At 68.4% G+C, this 17,566-nt stretch carries 14 protein-coding genes; 5 read left to right on the top strand and 9 right to left on the bottom strand.

Going from position 1 to position 17,566, the window contains the following annotated elements:
- Positions 1-23: 23 nt before the first annotated feature.
- The 5 genes from ACFWV8_RS27505 to ACFWV8_RS27485 all read right to left on the bottom strand — a co-directional run bounded on the left by ACFWV8_RS27505 (position 24) and on the right by ACFWV8_RS27485 (position 4,350).
- Entirely contained in the window at positions 24-1,241 is a 1,218-nt protein-coding gene (locus ACFWV8_RS27505) for a hypothetical protein (protein ID WP_384209170.1), read from the bottom strand.
- A gap of 463 nt (positions 1,242-1,704) precedes the next feature.
- Entirely contained in the window at positions 1,705-1,848 is a 144-nt protein-coding gene (locus ACFWV8_RS27500; protein ID WP_329378430.1) for a DUF6760 family protein, read from the bottom strand.
- Positions 1,845-2,318 (bottom strand): hypothetical protein, encoded by a 474-nt coding sequence (locus tag ACFWV8_RS27495; RefSeq protein WP_384209166.1) that lies wholly within the window; start codon positions 2,316-2,318, stop codon positions 1,845-1,847. Before ACFWV8_RS27495 ends, ACFWV8_RS27500 begins: the two co-directional genes overlap by 4 nt.
- Positions 2,318-2,761: a phage tail protein gene (locus ACFWV8_RS27490; protein WP_329378426.1), complete on the bottom strand. Its 444-nt coding sequence runs from the start codon at positions 2,759-2,761 to the stop codon at positions 2,318-2,320. The genes ACFWV8_RS27495 and ACFWV8_RS27490 overlap by 1 nt, the downstream gene beginning before the upstream one ends.
- A gap of 41 nt (positions 2,762-2,802) precedes the next feature.
- On the bottom strand, positions 2,803-4,350 hold the full coding sequence (locus ACFWV8_RS27485) for a phage tail sheath family protein (protein ID WP_384209162.1): 1,548 nt from the start codon (positions 4,348-4,350) through the stop codon (positions 2,803-2,805).
- 2 nt (positions 4,351-4,352) lie between these two features.
- On the opposite strand from ACFWV8_RS27485, the gene ACFWV8_RS27480 reads away from it, so the two are divergent.
- From ACFWV8_RS27480 to ACFWV8_RS27465, 4 genes are all read left to right on the top strand, one after another.
- Positions 4,353-4,577 (top strand): hypothetical protein, encoded by a 225-nt coding sequence (locus ACFWV8_RS27480; RefSeq protein WP_384209159.1) that lies wholly within the window; start codon positions 4,353-4,355, stop codon positions 4,575-4,577.
- A 197-nt stretch (positions 4,578-4,774) separates the two neighbouring features.
- Positions 4,775-8,623: a hypothetical protein gene (locus ACFWV8_RS27475; RefSeq protein ID WP_384209154.1), complete on the top strand. Its 3,849-nt coding sequence runs from the start codon at positions 4,775-4,777 to the stop codon at positions 8,621-8,623.
- Positions 8,624-9,699: 1,076 nt separating this feature from the next.
- Entirely contained in the window at positions 9,700-9,981 is a 282-nt protein-coding gene (locus tag ACFWV8_RS27470; protein WP_384209151.1) for a hypothetical protein, read from the top strand.
- A 20-nt stretch (positions 9,982-10,001) separates the two neighbouring features.
- Entirely contained in the window at positions 10,002-10,379 is a 378-nt protein-coding gene (locus ACFWV8_RS27465) for a DNA-binding protein (RefSeq protein ID WP_384209147.1), read from the top strand.
- Positions 10,380-10,394: 15 nt separating this feature from the next.
- On the opposite strand, the gene ACFWV8_RS27460 is transcribed toward ACFWV8_RS27465, so the two are convergent.
- From ACFWV8_RS27460 to ACFWV8_RS27445, 4 genes are all read right to left on the bottom strand, one after another.
- Positions 10,395-12,422: an ATP-binding protein gene (locus tag ACFWV8_RS27460; protein ID WP_384209143.1), complete on the bottom strand. Its 2,028-nt coding sequence runs from the start codon at positions 12,420-12,422 to the stop codon at positions 10,395-10,397.
- Positions 12,419-13,072, bottom strand: a complete 654-nt coding sequence (locus tag ACFWV8_RS27455; protein ID WP_384209138.1) for a DUF4255 domain-containing protein — start codon at positions 13,070-13,072, stop codon at positions 12,419-12,421. Before ACFWV8_RS27455 ends, ACFWV8_RS27460 begins: the two co-directional genes overlap by 4 nt.
- A 16-nt stretch (positions 13,073-13,088) precedes the next feature.
- Positions 13,089-15,176 (bottom strand): VWA domain-containing protein, encoded by a 2,088-nt coding sequence (locus ACFWV8_RS27450; RefSeq protein WP_384209135.1) that lies wholly within the window; start codon positions 15,174-15,176, stop codon positions 13,089-13,091.
- Between the two features lie 190 nt (positions 15,177-15,366).
- Entirely contained in the window at positions 15,367-15,990 is a 624-nt protein-coding gene (locus ACFWV8_RS27445) for a response regulator transcription factor (RefSeq protein WP_329378407.1), read from the bottom strand.
- 212 nt (positions 15,991-16,202) lie between these two features.
- On the opposite strand from ACFWV8_RS27445, the gene ACFWV8_RS27440 reads away from it, so the two are divergent.
- Complete coding sequence (locus tag ACFWV8_RS27440; protein WP_384209132.1) at positions 16,203-17,537, top strand: hypothetical protein; 1,335 nt, start codon at positions 16,203-16,205, stop codon at positions 17,535-17,537.
- Positions 17,538-17,566 lie beyond the last annotated feature (29 nt).

The following is a 17,566-nucleotide window of genomic DNA, read 5'->3' as shown; positions in this document are numbered from 1 at the left end:
CGGGTGCTTCAGTGGCGGGCGGTTCAGTGGCGGGTGTTGATGAGGAATCCGGCGCGTTCGCGTTCCAGCCGGAGGTCGGCCTTGAGGAGCCGGCTGAGGGGTGCGTACAGCGCGCGGACGAGTTCGTCGGTGACGGTGGGGGCGGCGGCTTGGCCGGGGGCGGTGGTGGCCCCGGCGGTGGTGGCGCGGGGTTGGGGGTCGGACGCGGGCTCGGGCTCCTGCTCCGGGTCGCTGTCCGGCGCGGGCTCGGGTGGCGGTGGTTCCTCGCCGAGTTCGGCGTCTCGCTGGACGACGGGCTGCGCGATGCCGGCGGCCGACGAGGAGCCGAAGACGACGCTCCCGTCGGGCATTCGCTGGGCGACTCCGGCGGCCACGGCGAAGGCACCGGCGGTGGGAATCCCGGCGCCACCGCCGGTACGCGCCACGGACCGCGGCATCGGCGGTTCTCCGCGTGGGTGCCGCTGTACGGGGACGGCGGCGGTGGCGGATACGGCAGGGGAAGCGGATCGGGGCGGAGCCGGCTCACGTGCGACGACGGCCGACCGCTGCACGGGCACGGCGGCCGACGCGTTCGGACCGGACGCGGTGGTCCACCGCACAGGCACGGCCGCAGTCGCGGGCGGCGGCGCCGGCTGTGGAGGTTCCCCACCGGCACGCGCGTCACGCGCGTCGCGCTGTACGGCGGTACGGGGGGTCAGCGGCCGGTCACCGAGCAAGGGGACGGTGGGCGTAGGGAGGGGTCGCTGCCCCGCGACGACAACGGACCGCTGAAGAGGCGCACTTGGCGAAGAAGCGTCGCCCCCACCCTCGTGGTCGGACGCCGCACTCACCAACGGGTCGTCGCCGAGCAGCGGAGCGACCGGCGGCGGCACGCCGTCCACTTCGGGAGAGGGCTCGGGCGTCTCCGCCACGACAGGTACTTCGGGCGCTGCGGGCGGACGTACGTCCGGGCCCGGCGCGCCCTCCGGCCTGCCGCTCCCCGGCACGGAGGCCGCGGCCTGCCGCTGCGCCGTCGGCGGCAACCCGGCGAGCGGCGCTCCAAGTCCGGGCGTGCGCCGGGGCGGTGACTCGGGCTCCGGCCCCGACGACGGCTCCGCCGGCTCCTGCGGAGGAGTGGACATGGGTACGAGGGGCCGCTCGCCCACGAGTTGACGTACCGGCAGCTCGGCGACCGCCGACGTACCGGCGGAGGTCATCGCGGAGGACGCGCGCTGTACGGGCACGGCCTCAGGCACGGACACCGAAGCGGGTACAGCGGCAGGCACCGCAGCGGCAGTTGCCATGGCAGGGAGCACCGCGGCAGCGGGCACCGCCAAGCCCGCGGGTGCGCCCTTACCCTCCGACGTCGTCCGCAACGGCATCTCGACGGACCGCTGGGCCGACGGCGCCGGACTGCCCGGCGCGGCACTGGTGATTCCGTGCAGCACTCCGGCAGGCGCGTCAGGACTGACCAGATGCCCGAGCGGCGTACCGAGCGCGGTCGTCTGCCGGGTTGACAACGCCCCTTGAAACCCGGCGGGGTTGATCACGAGGTCCTGTCCGAGGACCGTTCGCTGTATGGGCGCGAGCCGACGCACATCGACGCGGTCGCCCCGATCACCTCGCTCCGGCACGGCGTCAGCGCCGCCCGCCGGGCTCTCCTCGCCCGTCGAACGACCGCCGCGCAACCAGGACATCAGCCCCATGGATCTCCCGTCCCCCCCGCTAGCTCCCGTTGAGACGGGCGACCTGAGCCACGAACCTCAGACGTTCCGGATGTTCCAGGTCCAGCAGGTCGTCCAGTGGCCAGTGGAAGTGATAAGCGAGGTACGCGACTTCCTCGTACAGCAGGTCGGCCGCGTACGTCACGATTCCCCCAGGCGGCCACCGGCGAGATCCACCGTGAACTCCTCCTGGCAGGAAGGGCAGTTGACGGCGGCGCGGGTGTGGCCCTCCGCGTTGATCCGACGGTAGAAGTCCTGGAGGAACGCCAGGTCGGAGGCGAACAGGTCCTCGATGACGCCCGGGTGGATGTCCTCGACGGTGCCGATCCTGGTCACGACCCGGGAGATGAGGACGACCGACAGATACGCGGAGTTCTCCCGCACCCGGTCGTCCCGCAGGGGCACCAGTTCGTCCCGCGCGGTCGCGAGCCGCATCACGCCGTTACGGTGCACGGTGCCCGACTCGTCCACGTACCCACGCGGCAGCTCGAAGCCGAACTCGGTCCGCAGCGGCTCGGGTCGGCGCGTCTGCCCCTGCCCTTGCCCCTGCTGCTGCCCGCCCGCCGGCCCGTGCGCGTCCCGCTCCGGAGCCTGGAAGTGAACGGTGCGGCGCATCAGCCGAGTTCCATGCTCTCGTACGTGATCGCCAGCTTCTCCGTCAGGACCGAGGTGTCACCGGCCTTGAGCGTCCCGATCTCCAGGGACTTCGGCCAGGCGTTGATGAGCGTGTAGCGCTTGATCGGCAGGCCCTCGTAGTCGTAGACGATGACGGCGCCGTTGCGGCGGGCGTTCGTCATACGGCCGAACCGGGAGTCCCTGATCCACTGTTCGAAGCTGTTGTCCTCCGTGAGCCCCCGGGTCACGGTGACCTCGCCGGCCTTGGGGCGGCCGGGCAGCTTCTTGATGGCGTACTTGCCGTCCGCGGTGTTCTGCTTCAGCTCGATGACGTCCTGCTCCATCTTCAGACCGCTGACCTCGGTGATCTGCTTGATGATGACGCTGTCGAATTCGAGGCCGAAGGAATGCCCGACGGAACTGTCGAGATCGGGAAGTGGCACAACAGGCTCCTCACGCCGTGCTCAGAAACGGACCGGGCGGGTCATTCGTCGATCCCGCCGCTGCCGCCGGTCAGTTGGGCGAGCCGGAACACCACGAACTCGGCCGGCTTGACCGGCGCGACCCCGATCTCACAGACGACCTGACCGGCGTCGATGCTCTCGGGCGGGTTCGTCTCCCGGTCGCACTTCACGTAGAACGCCTCTTCCGGTGTGAGCCCGAACAGCGATCCCTTGCGCCATTCGTTCACCAGGAACGCCGAGACGGTACGCCGGACACGCGCCCACAGCGCGTCGTCGTTCGGCTCGAAGACGACCCACTGCGTACCGGCGAGGATCGACTCCTCCAGGTAGTTGAAGAGCCGCCGCACATTCAGATACCGCCAGGCCGGATCAGACGCGAGCGTCCGCGCGCCCCACACCCGGATGCCGCGTCCGGGGAAGGAACGGATGCAGTTCAGCCCGATCGGGTTGAGCAGATCGTGCTCACCCTTGGTGAGTTGGGTCTGGAGCGTGACCGCGCCCCGGACGACCTCGTTCGCCGGGGCCTTGTGCACCCCGCGCGTGTCGTCGTTGCGCGCCCAGACCCCGGCGATGTGCCCGCTCGGCGGTACGAGCGTGGCGCGGCCGGACGCCGGGTCGGCGACGCTGATCCACGGGTAGTAGAGCGTCGCGTACTTCGAGTCGAAGTTCGCCCGGTCCGTACGCCAACTCCGCACCTGCTGCGGCGAGAGCCCCGGCGGCGGGTCCAGAATCGCCACCCGGTCACCCATCAACTCGCAGTGCGATATCAGCCCTTGCTGGACGGCGATCACCGACTCCAGGTCCAGCAGCCCGCGTTGGTAGGCGCTCATCAGGTCGGGGGCGGCGATCATCGTGACCTCCTCGACCGCCTCCAGACCGCCCAGACCCGTCCGGCGGTCGGCGTCGCCGACGTACACCTCGGGGGCGAGCGCACCGGCACCGCCGGCGGCGGGGCCCGCGGGCGCGAGGGCCACGGTCTGCGGCTCGGGCCGGGCGGGGGCGGCGCCGCGCCCCGGGTCGCGTATCTCGATCAGCTCCGACTTGGCGTTGACGCGGGTGGCGACGTTCTCTTTGCTGCGCTTCGTCGTCACGGAGGGGTACGTCTCCGCGACCTGTCCGTCGCGCCGCACGATGAGCTGGAAGGTGTCGGAGGGGGGATCATCGCCCTCGGCCGCGGTGACCTCGACGGTGATCTCACCCGTCACGCCCGGCCTGGGCTTCACGGCGTAGGGCCCGATCTGTACCTCGGCACCCGCCGCCGGCCTGCCGGTCCCGCCGTCGCCCGACTCGTCGCCGACGGAGGTGCCGTCGCCGATCCGTACGACGTAGCAGACGCCGCCTCCGTTGGAGAAGAAGCCGTAGACGGACGAGGCGAGATACGTGCCGTCGACGAAGTCGCCGAAGGTGGTCACGTACTGGGTCCAGTTCGTGATCAGTGTCGGCTCGTCGAACGGCCCCTTCTGGGCGAAGCCGACGAAGGCGGCTATCGAGGTGCCCACCCCTTCGATCGGCCGGGACCCGGACTCGACCTCTTCGACGTAGACGCCGGGGGACAGGTACGACGGCATAAGTGCCTCTCTTCGACGCGCTCCTCGCGCTCCTCGCGCTCCTCGACCGGGGAACGCCGGCCATTCTCGCCACTGCGCCGATCACCCGGAACGGATACTCGGCCGCCCTGCCGTGCACGGACGACTGCCCGAAGAGGCAACGCGACCACTCCCGCCGTGCCGACGAGGTCTGCCCCCACCCCGGTCCGCGCGTCCTGCGCGCGACGGGCGGGGGCCGCACACCCTGACAAGTCACGTCCGGGAAGGCGGCCGGAGGCCGAAGGGGGGCGAACGGATGAAGGCGGTCCCGGAGAAGCCTTCAGCAGCGCCCGCGCGCCACGATGTCCCGCACCGCACGGAGGCGGCACCCCGGTCGCCGGCCCCCGCCCCCGCCCCCGACCGCCGTGGCATCCAGCGGTTGCAGCGAATGGCCGGGAACGCGGCGGTGTCCCGTCTGGTCGCCCAGCGCTACACCGCCCCGGTCAAACCGGCCCCCGCGCAGGCGGCCGGTTTCCGCAAGGTCAAGGCGGATGTGGCGGCGAAGAAGGCACGGGTCGCCACGCACCCGCCGGCGGCCGGTGAGGCGCAGGCGTCGCAAGACGCGGCGGTGGCGCCGCCGGACGACAAGGAAGCCCAGGGCAAGGCCGCGAACGCCGAGAAGATGAACGAGGCGAAGCCCGGCGAGTTCGACAAGAAGGCGTTCGTCGACGCGGTGAACAAGGCGATCGACACGCAGGCGCCGAAGAACCTCGACGAGGCGGACAAGTTCTCCAAGTCGGGCAAGGCGGACCAGGTCAAGGCGGAGGTCGACGGGAAGGTCACGGACGGCAAGGAGTCCTCGGCCAAGGACATCGACACCGCGACGGCGGCCCCGCCGGACACCTCGGCCGCCAAGGAAAAAGAGGTCACCCCCCTCACCCCGGACCAGCCCCCGGCCAACCCGGGCGCCCCGTCGGCGGCGGACGCGATCCCGGCGAAGCAGCCGGCGGCGGTGACGGACTTCTCGGAGGGTCCGGCACAGAACGACCAGGCGATGGCGGACGCGGAAGTCACCGAGGAGCAGTTGGCGAAGGGCAACGAGCCGGAATTCAACGAGGCGCTGGCGGCGAAGAAGACGTCGGAGGCCGACGCGGCAAAGGCCCCGGCGAAGGGGAAAGCGGCGGAGGACCAGCAGTTGGCCGCCGCGAAGGCGGGGGCCGCGGCGTCCGGTACGCAGGCGATGGCGGCGCTGACCGCGAAGCGTGACGCGGCCGGGAAGCAGGTGGACGGCGGCAAGGGCGACACGAAGACGAAGGACGAGAAGAAGCGCGCCGAGGTCACGGCGAAGCTCCAGAAGGTCTACGACGGCACGAAGAAGGACGTCGAGGAGACGCTGTCCGGCCTGGACAAGAAGGTCGACACGGCGTTCACGTCGGGGGAGAAGGCGGCGCGGGACGCGTTCACGGCGGACCACAAGCGCCGGATGAAGAAGTACAAGGACAAGCGTTACTCCGGCCTGATGGGCAAGGGCCGCTGGGTGAAGGACAAGTTCGCGGGGTTGCCCAAGGAGGCGAACGACCTTTACCAGGAGGCCCGCAAGCTCTACGTCTCGAAGATGCAGACGGTCATCTCGTCGGTGGCCGACATCATCGGCGCGGAGCTGGGCCGGGCGAAGGCCCGTATCGCCAAGGGCCGGGCCGAGTTGAAGGCGGAGGTCGACAAACTGCCCGCCGATCTGAAGGCGTTCGGCGAGGAGGCGGCGAAGGACTTCGCGGGCAAGTTCGACGACCTGGAAGCGACGGTCGACGAGAAGTCGGAGCAGCTGGTCCAGGACCTGGCGACGAAGTACACGGCTGCGCTGAACAAGATCGACGAGGAGATCAAGAGGCTCCAGGAGGCGAACCGGGGCCTGATCGACAAGGCGAAGGACGCGATCGTCGGCGCGATCAAGACGATCAACGAGCTGAAGAACCTGCTCCTGGGGATCCTCGCGAAGGCCGCCTCCGCGATCATGAAGATCATCAAGGACCCGATCGGCTTCCTCCGCAACCTGGTCACGGCGGTCGGCGCGGGCCTGAACCTCTTCATCACGAACATCGCGGACCACCTCAAGACGGGTGTCGTGTCCTGGCTGCTGGGCACGGCGGTCAAGGCGGGCCTGGAACTCCCGGCGAGGTTCGACCTCAAGGGCATCATCCAGCTGATCGGCTCCCTGCTGGGCCTGACCTGGGACAACATCCGCACACGCGTGACCCGCAAGGGCGTCCCCGACGAGGCGATGTCGGCGGTCGAGTCGTCGGTCCCGGTGGCCCAGAGCCTGGCCCGCGAGGGCCCGGCGGGCGCGGCGAAGGAGATCCAGGCGGAAACGGGCGACCTGAAGACCACGATCCTCCAGAAGCTCACGAGCTACCTGATCCCCACGGTCCTCATCGCCGGCATCACCTGGATCCTCTCCCTGCTGAACCCGGCGTCGGCCTTCATCAGGGCGGTCAAGGGAATCATCGACATCGTCACGTTCATCGTGACGCAGGGCGCCCAGATCGTGGAGTTCGTGAACGCGGTGCTTGACGCGGTCATCCAAATCGCGAACGGCGGCCAGGCGGGCGTCCCCAAACTGGTCGAGGCGGCCCTGGCGGCCAGCGTCCCACTCCTGATCGGCTTCCTGGCGGCGCTACTGGGCATCGGCGGCCTGGCGAACAAGGTCAGGTCGGTGTTCCAGTCGGTGTCGCGCCCGGTGACTCGTGCCATCGACAAAATAGTCGACTTCATCGCGAAGAAGGGCAAAGCCCTCTGGGGCAAGCTCAAGAGCGACAAGGAAAAGAGAAGTGTTCGGGAATCTGATTCAGTCGGCGAATCGAAGAAGAGTCGAGATGTGAAACAAGAGGCCCGAAGACTGCTGGTCGAGCCGACTTCTTCACCATTTACCCGGCAGGATGAATTGGATGACCTTGTCGCTGGGATCGCTGCTCGGCTACGCCCGAGAGGGTTGAAGTCCCTTCGCGCCGAACCTTCCGCCGGCGACACAGGTGAGATGACCATATATGCGAAGGCCAGCCCGCAGAGCGCAGCAGGGCAAGCGCTCATGCCGAAGATCGACGTGCATCTACCCGCTTATGGGGCCAAATTCTCAGGTGAACTCAAGGATCACTGGTGGGAATCCCAGCTCAGCGAGACCTCGGCTTGGACTGCAAGTGACACGCTCAATGGATTCGAAGCCGAAGCCGTAAATTACCTCAAAGAAGATGCAACCCACAGAAGCCTCCTTGGGTACTTCACGCCGTCCCTGAATGGCGGTGTAACGAGGAGGAAGGGAGCGGATTCCGGGGATTTCAAGCAGTACGCGCTCCATGCCCTGAACCCGAACCCTGCTCATTCTACGCGCTCTGAATTCTATAAGAGAGCCGGCAGGGGGGCGGAAGAGAAGCTAAAAGCGGGCGCCAAGGAAGAGATCAAGGGGAATCCTGAACTCAATTCGAAACTTCTTGGCCTAACCTTCCACGAGGACGGCCAGTACGGTAGGTTCTCGTCCCTACCGGTGCCGAGGCGTGAGGTTGACCCTAAGCTGAAGGCGGAAGCCGGTGGCGGAAGGCTGATCACGTTCCTCAAGAACATGGCAAAATCTCGTCAGTCAGGGGAGGTCAGCCTTGGCGATCTAAAACGCCTTTGGGATGAACCGGGCCTCGGAGAGAATCCTCACCGGAAGTGGCTTAAAGGGGAATTTCGTTCCCTGAAAGATGGGCATCACGAATGGATACCGACCAATCTTATGATCAGGATTCTTGAAGCCGATATGAAGCAAGGCAGCGCGGAGAACTCATACGGCTGGATCCAGCTGCAGCATGACTTGCGTTCACTTACGACCGATGTCATCTGGGAAGTGCGCCTTACGGACAGTGTGGACGTCGTGGCAAGCCACGACATGGACGCGCACGTGGGCGCATTCATGACGGAGGATGGGAATCCCATATATAATGGCCGCGACAAGAAGTGGCACGACAGCCTGCGAGGTTACTTCACCGACTTCATGAGGAACAGTCCGGATGGTAAGCCTGTCGATTTCTTGCAGCAGCTACGGAGGCTGTTGGAAGAAGGGAAACTCATGTGGGACGGAGACACATCTGGGTTCAGTCGGAATCAAAGGAAGCTGAAAATTATGGCGACGTACAAGTCGTTGCATATCGAACCGGATCGAGTGGGGGAAGTCAATCAGCAACGAAAGCCTTTCGACATCGACGAGTTGGGTGCAGCTCAGGAGGTAGCCTTCAATCGCCTCCGTGACACTCTCGACCAGCTCATAGAAACTTACACTACGTGATCTGAGGAAATTGCATGAGCGCCACTATGGATTCCGCTCTTCGCAAGTCACTGGAACGCGCTGTCGGACATGACGCACCTTTCAATGATCATGAATACGAGAATGTGACAGATCTGCACATTCGCTACTCCCGAGATCTTACCGGCTTGGGGAAGTGTGGAAGCCTTCAGGTTCTTACCCTGGTCGCATGCGATCCGGTAGAGCTGAGCCAATTGTCTGGCCTGCGAGTGCTGCGCTCCCTGACGGTCAGGGACAGCGGGATGAGATCACTCACGGGATTTTCTACTTTACCGCTCTTGAGTTGCTACGCACCTCGCAACCTCGTCACTGATCTCACCCCACTGATGAGAGTGTCACGACTCAGAAATCTGGACGTCACTGGGAACCCGCTATCGGAATACTCCTTCAGAAATTTAATCCCTCGACTGACCGATCAAGGGTGTCGCGTACTGGCATCCGATGAACTGGAATGGAAACTCACCCGTCACTTCCATGCGCAGGGAATTCTTGTGTCCTGCTACAGGAAGGGTGAGAACTATCGTCTTTGCCGCCCCGGGTTGCAGCTGACGGATTCGCCGGAGTACGCGCACCCGGTTATCCAGGAGAGTGACGTGGAGTCACTGCTTACCGGAGACCCGCGCAGGGTGCACGAATACTTCGAGGACGGGGGGCTGGTGCCCTTCGCTTGAGTCCGTCTGGCAGCGGCCAGTCAATATCCACTCCGGCCCGACTGTTCACGTACGAGCAACGTCGGGGGTGAGTGCTGTGTTAGCCCTGTACCAGCCCCGGATGCGGCCCGAACTCTGACGCCTGCGTCAGTCGGCCCAGCTTGGTGCTTCCTCTGGATCGCGTGGATCAGCGTCACCGGGGCGCCTGTGTCGGCCGATGTCACCGCTATCGACCGGATGTTGCCGCCCGCCAGCTCGAAGTTGGACGCGCGCAAGTCCAGGTGCAGGTCCGTGCTTCGGGCGGCGTTCCCGGAGCAGGAGGTGCTGTACCGGGTCCGGGACCGGGAAGTTGAACGGTGACCTAAGCGTGAGGCAGCGTTCTCCTAGTCTGTGTATTAGAGTGGGACCATGGGCGACGACGTCAACTACGGGGTCGGTGAAGGCCCCACCGCTAACGTGTCCGTCAGTCTTCACTCGGGCAACATCGCGGCCGTCCGCGCCCGCGTGGGCAAGCGGGGTTTCTCGGCCTACGTGGACGCCGCCGTGCAGCGGCAGATCGAGCGGGACAATCTCGCCGAGCTGACCGCAGCACACGAGGCCGAGCACGGAGCCTTCAGTGATGCCGAGATCGATGCCGCCCGCGCCCTCCTGCGTGGAGACGCCGACGGCGGAGTGGGGAACGCGGCGTGACGAGTCGGTCGGGAACGCTCGTGCTGGACAGCGAGGGGCTTTCCAAGGTGGTGGCCGACGACCGTGAGGTCATGGCCCTGGTGCGTGGTGCCGAGAAGGAGGACATGAGGGTCGTGACCAGCGTCCTCACCCTCATCGAGGCGCATCACTCACGGGTGAAATCCGCTCGGTTCAACTGGGCTGTTTCCCGGCTCAACGTAGAACCCGTTACAGAGGAGATCGGTCGTACGGCGATGGCGTTACTCGTTGACGCGGGCCTTCATGGGCACAAGTACGCGATCGACTCCGTGGTCGCCGCCACCGCGCTCCATGCTCCGAAGCCGGCCATCGTTGTCACCTCCGACCCGGAAGACCTGGCCATGCTCTGCGGGGACCGGGTCCGTATCGTCAAAGTCTGAAGCACGCAGGCGCCCTCACCCCTGCACCAGCCCCAGATACGGCCCGAACTCCGACGCCAGCGTCAACCGGCCCAGTTTTTGGTACTCCCTCTGGGTCGCGTGGATCAGCGTCTCCATCGTCACCGGGGTGGCCGTCTCCGCCGACAGGTACGCCGACGTCACCGCTATCGAGCGGATGTTGCCTCCCGCGAGCTCGAAGTTGGACGCGCAGAAGTTCAGGTCCAGGTCCGTGCCCCGCGGCAGCAGGGGGCCCAGGCAGCGTTCCCACAGCAGGAGGCGCTCCGCCGGGTCTGGGAGCGGGAAGTCGACTACCAGGTCCAGGCGGCGGGTGAACGCGTCGTCCAGGTTGGCGCGGAGGTTCGTCGCCAGGATCGCCAGGCCGTCGAAGGACTCCATCCGTTGGAGCAGGTACGCGCTCTCCACGTTCGCGTAGCGGTCGTGCGCGTCCTTCACGTCGGAGCGTTTGCCGAAGATCGCGTCCGCCTCGTCGAACAGCAGCACGCCGTTCACTCCCGCCGCCTCCGTGAAGATGCGTTCGAGGTTCTTCTCGGTCTCGCCCACGTACTTGTCGATCACCGTCGCCAGATCCACCGTGTAGAGATCCAGGCCCAGATCCGCCGCGATCACCTCCGCCGACATCGTCTTGCCCGTGCCCGAGTCGCCCGCGAACAGGGCCGATACGCCCCGGCCCCTGCCGCCTCCCGGGCGCATGCCCCATTCGCCCAGCACCTGGTCACGGTGGCGGGCGCGGGCCGTGAGTTCGCGGAGTTGGGCCCGGGTGCCGGCGGGGAGGACCAGGTCGTCCCAGGTCACCGTGGGTTCGATACGGCGCGCCAGGCGGTCCAGGCCCGCCGCGTTCTGGGCGCGGGCACCCTGGCGTACATGGTCGGGGGTGAGCCCACCCGCCAGGTGCGCCGTCTGGGCCGCGCTGCGCGCCGCGCCCGTGACCTGTTCCGGCGTGAGGAGGAAGGGAGCGAGCAGACGGCTCGCGTCGATCGCGGGCGGGAGCGCGGCCCCGGCCCACTGTTCGTACGCGTCCGTCCACAAGGCACCCCGCGCCGACGGTTCCACCCGGGGTGCGTGCAGGAGCAGTGGGGGAGAGGTGGACCACGAGGCGTCCCAAGGGGCCCTGCCCACCAGGATCGTCGGCACCTGAGTGGCCGTCAGCAGGCGTAGCAGAGAAGGGTGTTCGCGGAACACGGCGTCCAGCGGGGCGCACACCAACCCGGCCCCGCTCAGCCGCGCCTCCCGCACCAGCGCACGTACCGCGTCCGCCGGCGCCGGATCCTCCGCCAGCCGTGCCAGGTCCAGGCCCAGCACACCGAGGCCGGCGCCAGTCAGCGCGGACGCCGCCAGGGCCGTACCCGCGCCGCCCTGGTCCTCGCGGAGATAGGCCAGTTGGACCCCGTCCGCCAACACCCCGGCGAGCGGGGCCGGGTCGCCGACTCCACGTACCGCGTGCCACGGGGCCAGCAGATCCGCCAGCCGCGGATCCGGGGTGTCGTCGCCCAGCAGATGCGCCGTCACCCGGTCCGGCACCCGCAACGCCCGGCTCAGGAAAGGACGTTCCAGGTCCTCGACCAGGAGCAGTCCACCCGCCCGCAACGGGGAACGGGCAGCCAGCCGAGCACGGGCCGCCTGGTCCGCCGGGGACGAACCGCACAGACCCAGGGCCAGGCCGGCGGACGGACGGCGGCGGGTCACGTCATCGTTCAAGTAGCCGTAGAACGCCTCGAACCGGTCGTCCAGATCCGGTACGAGCGCGATCAGCAGGATCTCGACGTCCAGCGCGGTCAGGCCGAACTCCGCCGCCAGCGTGGTGAGCCGGGAATCCGGAGGGTCGGCCACCAACTGCTCGTCAGGAGGCGGGAACGACCGGGCGCCCTCCTCGTCGAGCAGTCTCGCGACGTTCTCCTCCGTCAGATACAGACCGCGGAACGCGTCGTCCGGGTCCGGGTCGACGCGCTGCCGCGCCTCGACCGCCCGGCGTACGCGCTGCTCCACCGCGACCGCCCGCGCGAGCAGATGCCGCAAGCTCCTCACCCGGGCTCCCGGCGCGGACGGCCGGGCCGCGACCCGTACACCGGTTGCCCCAGCGTCTCGGCCGAGTCCCGCGCGGGCGCGTCCCCGAACCGCGCCTGAAGCCCCTCGTCACCCACCGGCGGGCCCGCCTTGTAGACCGGCGATGACGTCACCGGCACGCTGATCACCAGATCCAGCGAAGGCTTCAACTCCCCGCCCAGCGCGCTCCACACGTCCGCGAACGACCGGTCCTCCGGCGGCGGCAGCGCGATCGACACCGGTACCGCCGCCCCGATCTCCGCCAGGGACCCCGTCAGCCGTTCCGGCGGCAGCGCCTCGTACCGCAGCAGACACGCCAACAGCGATGACAGCAGCCGGTGTTCGTCCTCCGGGCGCTTCGTCCACGCCGTGATCAGGTACGACAGCTTGAAGAAGCGCGGCGGGCGGCGGCGTGCGACGATCGCGCCGCGTTCGTCGTACTCGTTGTGCAGACCACGCTCCCGCCGGCGCATGTCCTCGCGGATGTCGTAGAGATAGAGGTTGACCATCGGCGAATTGACCTTCGCGGCCCACTCCCTCGTCGGCGCGTCGAAGACCACCGCGATCTGGCCGCCTTCGAGGACCTCCGCCCGGATCAGGCTCCGCAGGACGTCGTCCACCTCATGGATCACCCGGACACCCGCCCCATCACGAGCGGCCCGCGAAGTCCGGTGGCTGGAGGTTGCGTTGGACCACCAGGACCGGTTTCTGAAGCCTGGGTAGATCGGATGCGTCCGCCCGCAGCACCCGTGGACCCAGCGTGTCCTTGCGCAGCACCAGCATCTGCACCTCGAAGGTGCCGTCACGGCCCACCCGTACGCCGGACCTGTCGGCCGTGATGCCGAGAGACCAGGTCAGGCGCACGGTCTCGCCCGGCGGATAGTCCTTGCCCCGTGCCAGCACCGGCTGGCCCGGCTTGGCGACGAGCGGGGTCACCTCCAGCGACGGCTTCAGGACGCGCAGCCGGCCGGTGTCCCGGTTGTCGGCCGTACGGCGGTCGGGAAGCGTGCCGCGCACGGTGGCCCGTACGTCGCCGTTGATCGCCGCGCGGTACGTCGCCGTCTGCGCCACCTCGATGCGGCCCCCGGCGGGGATCGTGCACGGCCGGGCGGCCGTACAGCGGTTGAGGGCCGGCAGAGTGCGATCGCCCGCCCGGGACGGCGACGGCCAACTCGCCGTGAGTACGACGCCGGTCGCCGTGTCGGGCCCCGCGTTGGTGACCGTGAACCGGGCGCGGGCAGGGTGGCCGACGTACGTACGGTCCGGGCTGACGTCGATCCGTACCGCGATGTCCGACGACGGCGGTACAGGGGGTTCGAGCACCTCGAACCGCGCCGTGTCCGTACCGGAGTTGCCGGCCGAGTCCGTGGCCGAGCAGGTGACCGTGGTCGTACCGACCGGGAAGAGCGCGCCCGACGCGGGATCGCACGTCACCGGCAGCTCGCCGTCCTGGGCGTCCGTGGCCGAGGCGGTGTATCTGATCCGCGCCCCGTCGTCGTCCTCCGCCCTGACCGTGCGGTCGTCCACAGTGACGACCGGGTCGTTGACGTCGTTCACGGTGATGCTGATCTTCTGCTGGAAGTCCGGATCGGGTACGGCGGCGGGGCCGATCTCCGCCATCCCCGGTACCTGCGCGCCCAGTTGGAGGAACTGCACCGTGCAGGTCAGGGTCGTGCCCTGGGGTGCGTCGGCCGACACGTCGACGTTCTCGGTGAATTGGGCGGTTCCGCCGCTGGTGAGTTCTCTCGTCGGCGGGTCCAGGGTGACGCTCAGACGCGGGTCGCAGTCGCGGAGTTCATGACCAACGGTGGTGGGCAGATTGTCGAAGCCGTCCATGATCGCCTCGGCCGTCTCGTCCGGCTGGATGCCTTCCAGCAGCCGGCCGCCGGTGGCGTTGATGATCCGGGTGGCCTGGCCGGGGGTGGTCGGCGGGTCCTCGATCTGGTCCGGGAAGTCAGGGTTGTTGGCGTTCCCGTTGCCGTTCAGGCCGTCCCCGAGATTGCTGTCCACCTCGATGCCGATCACCCGGACCCCGTTGTCCTGAAGGTCGGCGATCGTGTCGTCGATGGTGTGGCCGTCGCTCGGCGCGTGGCTGGAGGAATCGCTGACCAGGACGACGACAGGGCTCGCGCCCTCACGGAACACCGTCTTGCCGTCAGCGCCGTTGGCGATCTCCCACAGCCCGTTGATCCAGTCCTCCGACGGACCCATGCTGAACCCGCCGAGGTCCGTCTCCAGATTGTTGACACCTGTCTGCACCAGAGCGATGTCGTCCGTCAGCTCCTGGAGCACCTCGAACCCCGCGTTCGGTTCGTCCACCTCCTGGTCGCCGAACGTGGCGACCGCGAAACGTGAATCGGGCTCCTCGGCCAGGATCTTCTCGGTGATGTCGGGCAGATTGTCCTGGACGCTCGTGATCGGCACCTCCATGCTGCCCGTGCCGTCCACCAGCAGCACCACATCCGGTCTCGGCGGGATCGCGGGAGTCCGCACCTGCTTGGTCACACCCGTCGAACCGCCCGGGTCCAGCGCCTCGTCGAGTGTGGCCGGCGTGACCCACGGGACGGGGGGTACGGGAACGGCCGCCGCCCTCCCCGGGCCGCTCCCCGTCGCCGACACCGCCGACGCGGGGACGAGACCGGTGGCCAGCAGGAGCAGGACGAGCGCCGCGGCGCGCGGGGCGCCGCCGTGCCTGGTCCACCCGCGCGACCGCTCTCCCGGCTGAAACCACCGCACAGTCTTCCTCCCCGTCCCCTACGGCCCCGTCCCCGGACACGCCGCGCTTCGGGGCGTGTCCGGGCGTCGGCGCGTCGCCGCGCCCCGCGTACGGTCCCGTACAACTCCCCTACACACAGCGGAAGTCGAGCCACTTCAGCGGGAAGCCGCAGCTGCCCTTTGGGGCAATCCGCCGAGAGGCGAACGGAGATCAGATAAGACCCTGGCGCAGCGCGTACGCCACCGCGTGCGAGCGATTGCGCAATTGCAGCCGGGTCATCACGGAATGCAGCACGTTCTTGATCGTGCGTTCGGAGTAGGCCAGCTTCGTCGCGATGTCAGCGGTGTCATAGCCCTCGGCGACCAGCCGCAGCACGTCCACCTCACGCGCCGCCAGACCGGTGAAGTGCAGCCCGCGCGGCCCGAGCACCTGACCCTGCAGTCTGCCGACCTCTTCGAGGAGACGTCCGAGCAGGTCGGAGGGGAGATGCCCCTCGCCACGCGCCACCGTCCCGATGACGTGCACCAGATGCTCCGGTGTCGACTCCGAGCGTCTGACCACCCCGGCGACGCCGCACTCCGCCGCGCTCACCAGCTTCTGCTCGTCGATGTCCGTCGTGACCAGAACGGTGCGGCAGGCGGTGGTGCGCTGGATGTGCCGCAGCGTGCGCAGCGCGTCCTCGTCGATCGTGTCCACGACGATGACCACCACCTGCGGAGAGACGTCGTCGTCCCACTCCATGACACTGACCTCGGGACGGGCCCTCAACTGACTGGCCACGCCCGCCTGGGATATCGGATCTTGAGCCCGTAAAGCGACAGTGGTGCGCTCCATGCGAATGCTCCCCCTGGGCAACAGCCGGAAGCGTCACAGGAAGACACAGGCCTCACAGCTGTAATGGGTCGCCCCATCCGTTGTGAGGCGGTCTGAAGATTCCCGTGTTACCCGACAAGGAAACTGAAAGGTTGCCACGGGCAGCGAATCTGCCCGAAAGTGTTCCTTCGCGGCCGATGTCCTACCGGATCATCGACTCTACGGTCCGCGGTATGAGTCTCACCGCAAGCCTCGACGAATCGTCCGTCGCCGCCGAACCGGGCGAGGAGACGGCCCTTCCCCTGCGGGTCCTCAACTCCGGTTCGACCGTTGAGGAATACCGCTTCGAGGTGGTCGGCGCGTGCGCCGCCTGGTCGGCGGTGGAGCCCGCTGTCCTGTCCCTGTACCCCGGTGACTCCGGGACCGTGTCGCTCCTGCTGCGCCCGCCCCGCGACTCGACGGTACCGGCGGGCGAGACGCCGTTCGGCGTCCGGGTGGTGCCGGCCGGTGACCGGAGTGGGACGGTCGTGCCCGAAGGGCGGGTGACCGTCCTGCCGTTCACGGAGACGACGGCCGAGCTGGTCCCGCGCAGCTCGCACGGCTCACGGAACGGACGGCACCGGTTCGCCGTCGACAACCGGGGCAACACACCCGTCACCGTACGGCTCGGGGCCCGGCCCGGTACCGAGCTGGTACGGGTGGACTTCGCCGCTCCCGAACTCCGGATCGAGCCGGGCCGCGCCGAGTTCGCGAAAACGCGCGCACGGCCCGCCAAGCGGATGTGGCGGGGCGCCCCGGTCACGCACCCCTTCCAGGTCTCCGCGGCCCCGCAGCCGGTGGTCGAGGGGGAGGAAGCCCCTGAGCCCGTCCTGGTGGACGGCTCCTACCAGCAGGAACCCATCCTGCCGAGCTGGCTGCCCCGGGCACTCGTCGTCGCGGCTGTCGTGCTGATCGCGCTGGTCGGCCTCTGGTACGCGCTGCTGCGTCCGGCGGTGAAGTCGGCGGCCCGGGAGGCGGTCACGCCGGAGGCCGTACGGTCGGCGGTCGAGGCCGACCCGAGCCGGTCGGCGGACGGCGGGGACCCGGGCGGAGCGGACTCGGCGGGCGGCGACTCCGCGGGTGCGGGCACGGACGGCGGGACACCGGGGGCCAGCACCTCACCGAGCCCCAGCCCCTCGGCGGACGACGCCGCGGCGAACGCCCCGACCAGCGCGCAGGTACGGGTCAGCGACGCGGTGGGTGGCGGCGCGAACAGCGGGACGGCCCTGCGGGTACCCGCGGGACAGACCTTCCAGCTCACGGACATCGTGGTGCAGAACCCGCAGGGTGACGCGGGGACGGTCGTCGTCTCGGCCGGGCCCGAGACCCGGGTGCTGAGCCTCGGGCTGGAGAACTTCCGTGACTCCGACTACCACTTCGTGACCCCGATCGTGGTGCCTGCGGGCGGCACGGTCACCATGACCATCGACTGCCGGAGGGTCGGCCGGCCGGTGGGAGCGCCGGCGCCCTCACGGTGCACGGAGTCGCTCTTCCTGGGCGGGACGATGAAGCCGGCAGCCGGAGGCTGAGGGGGGCGGGCGGGGGACGGTCCGGCGCG

The sequence above is a fragment of the Streptomyces sp. NPDC058665 genome (assembly GCF_042714995.1).
GTDB lineage: Bacteria > Actinomycetota > Actinomycetes > Streptomycetales > Streptomycetaceae > Streptomyces.
Note: the sequence above shows the minus strand (reverse complement) of the source record. Positions and strands in the feature narration are given on the sequence as shown.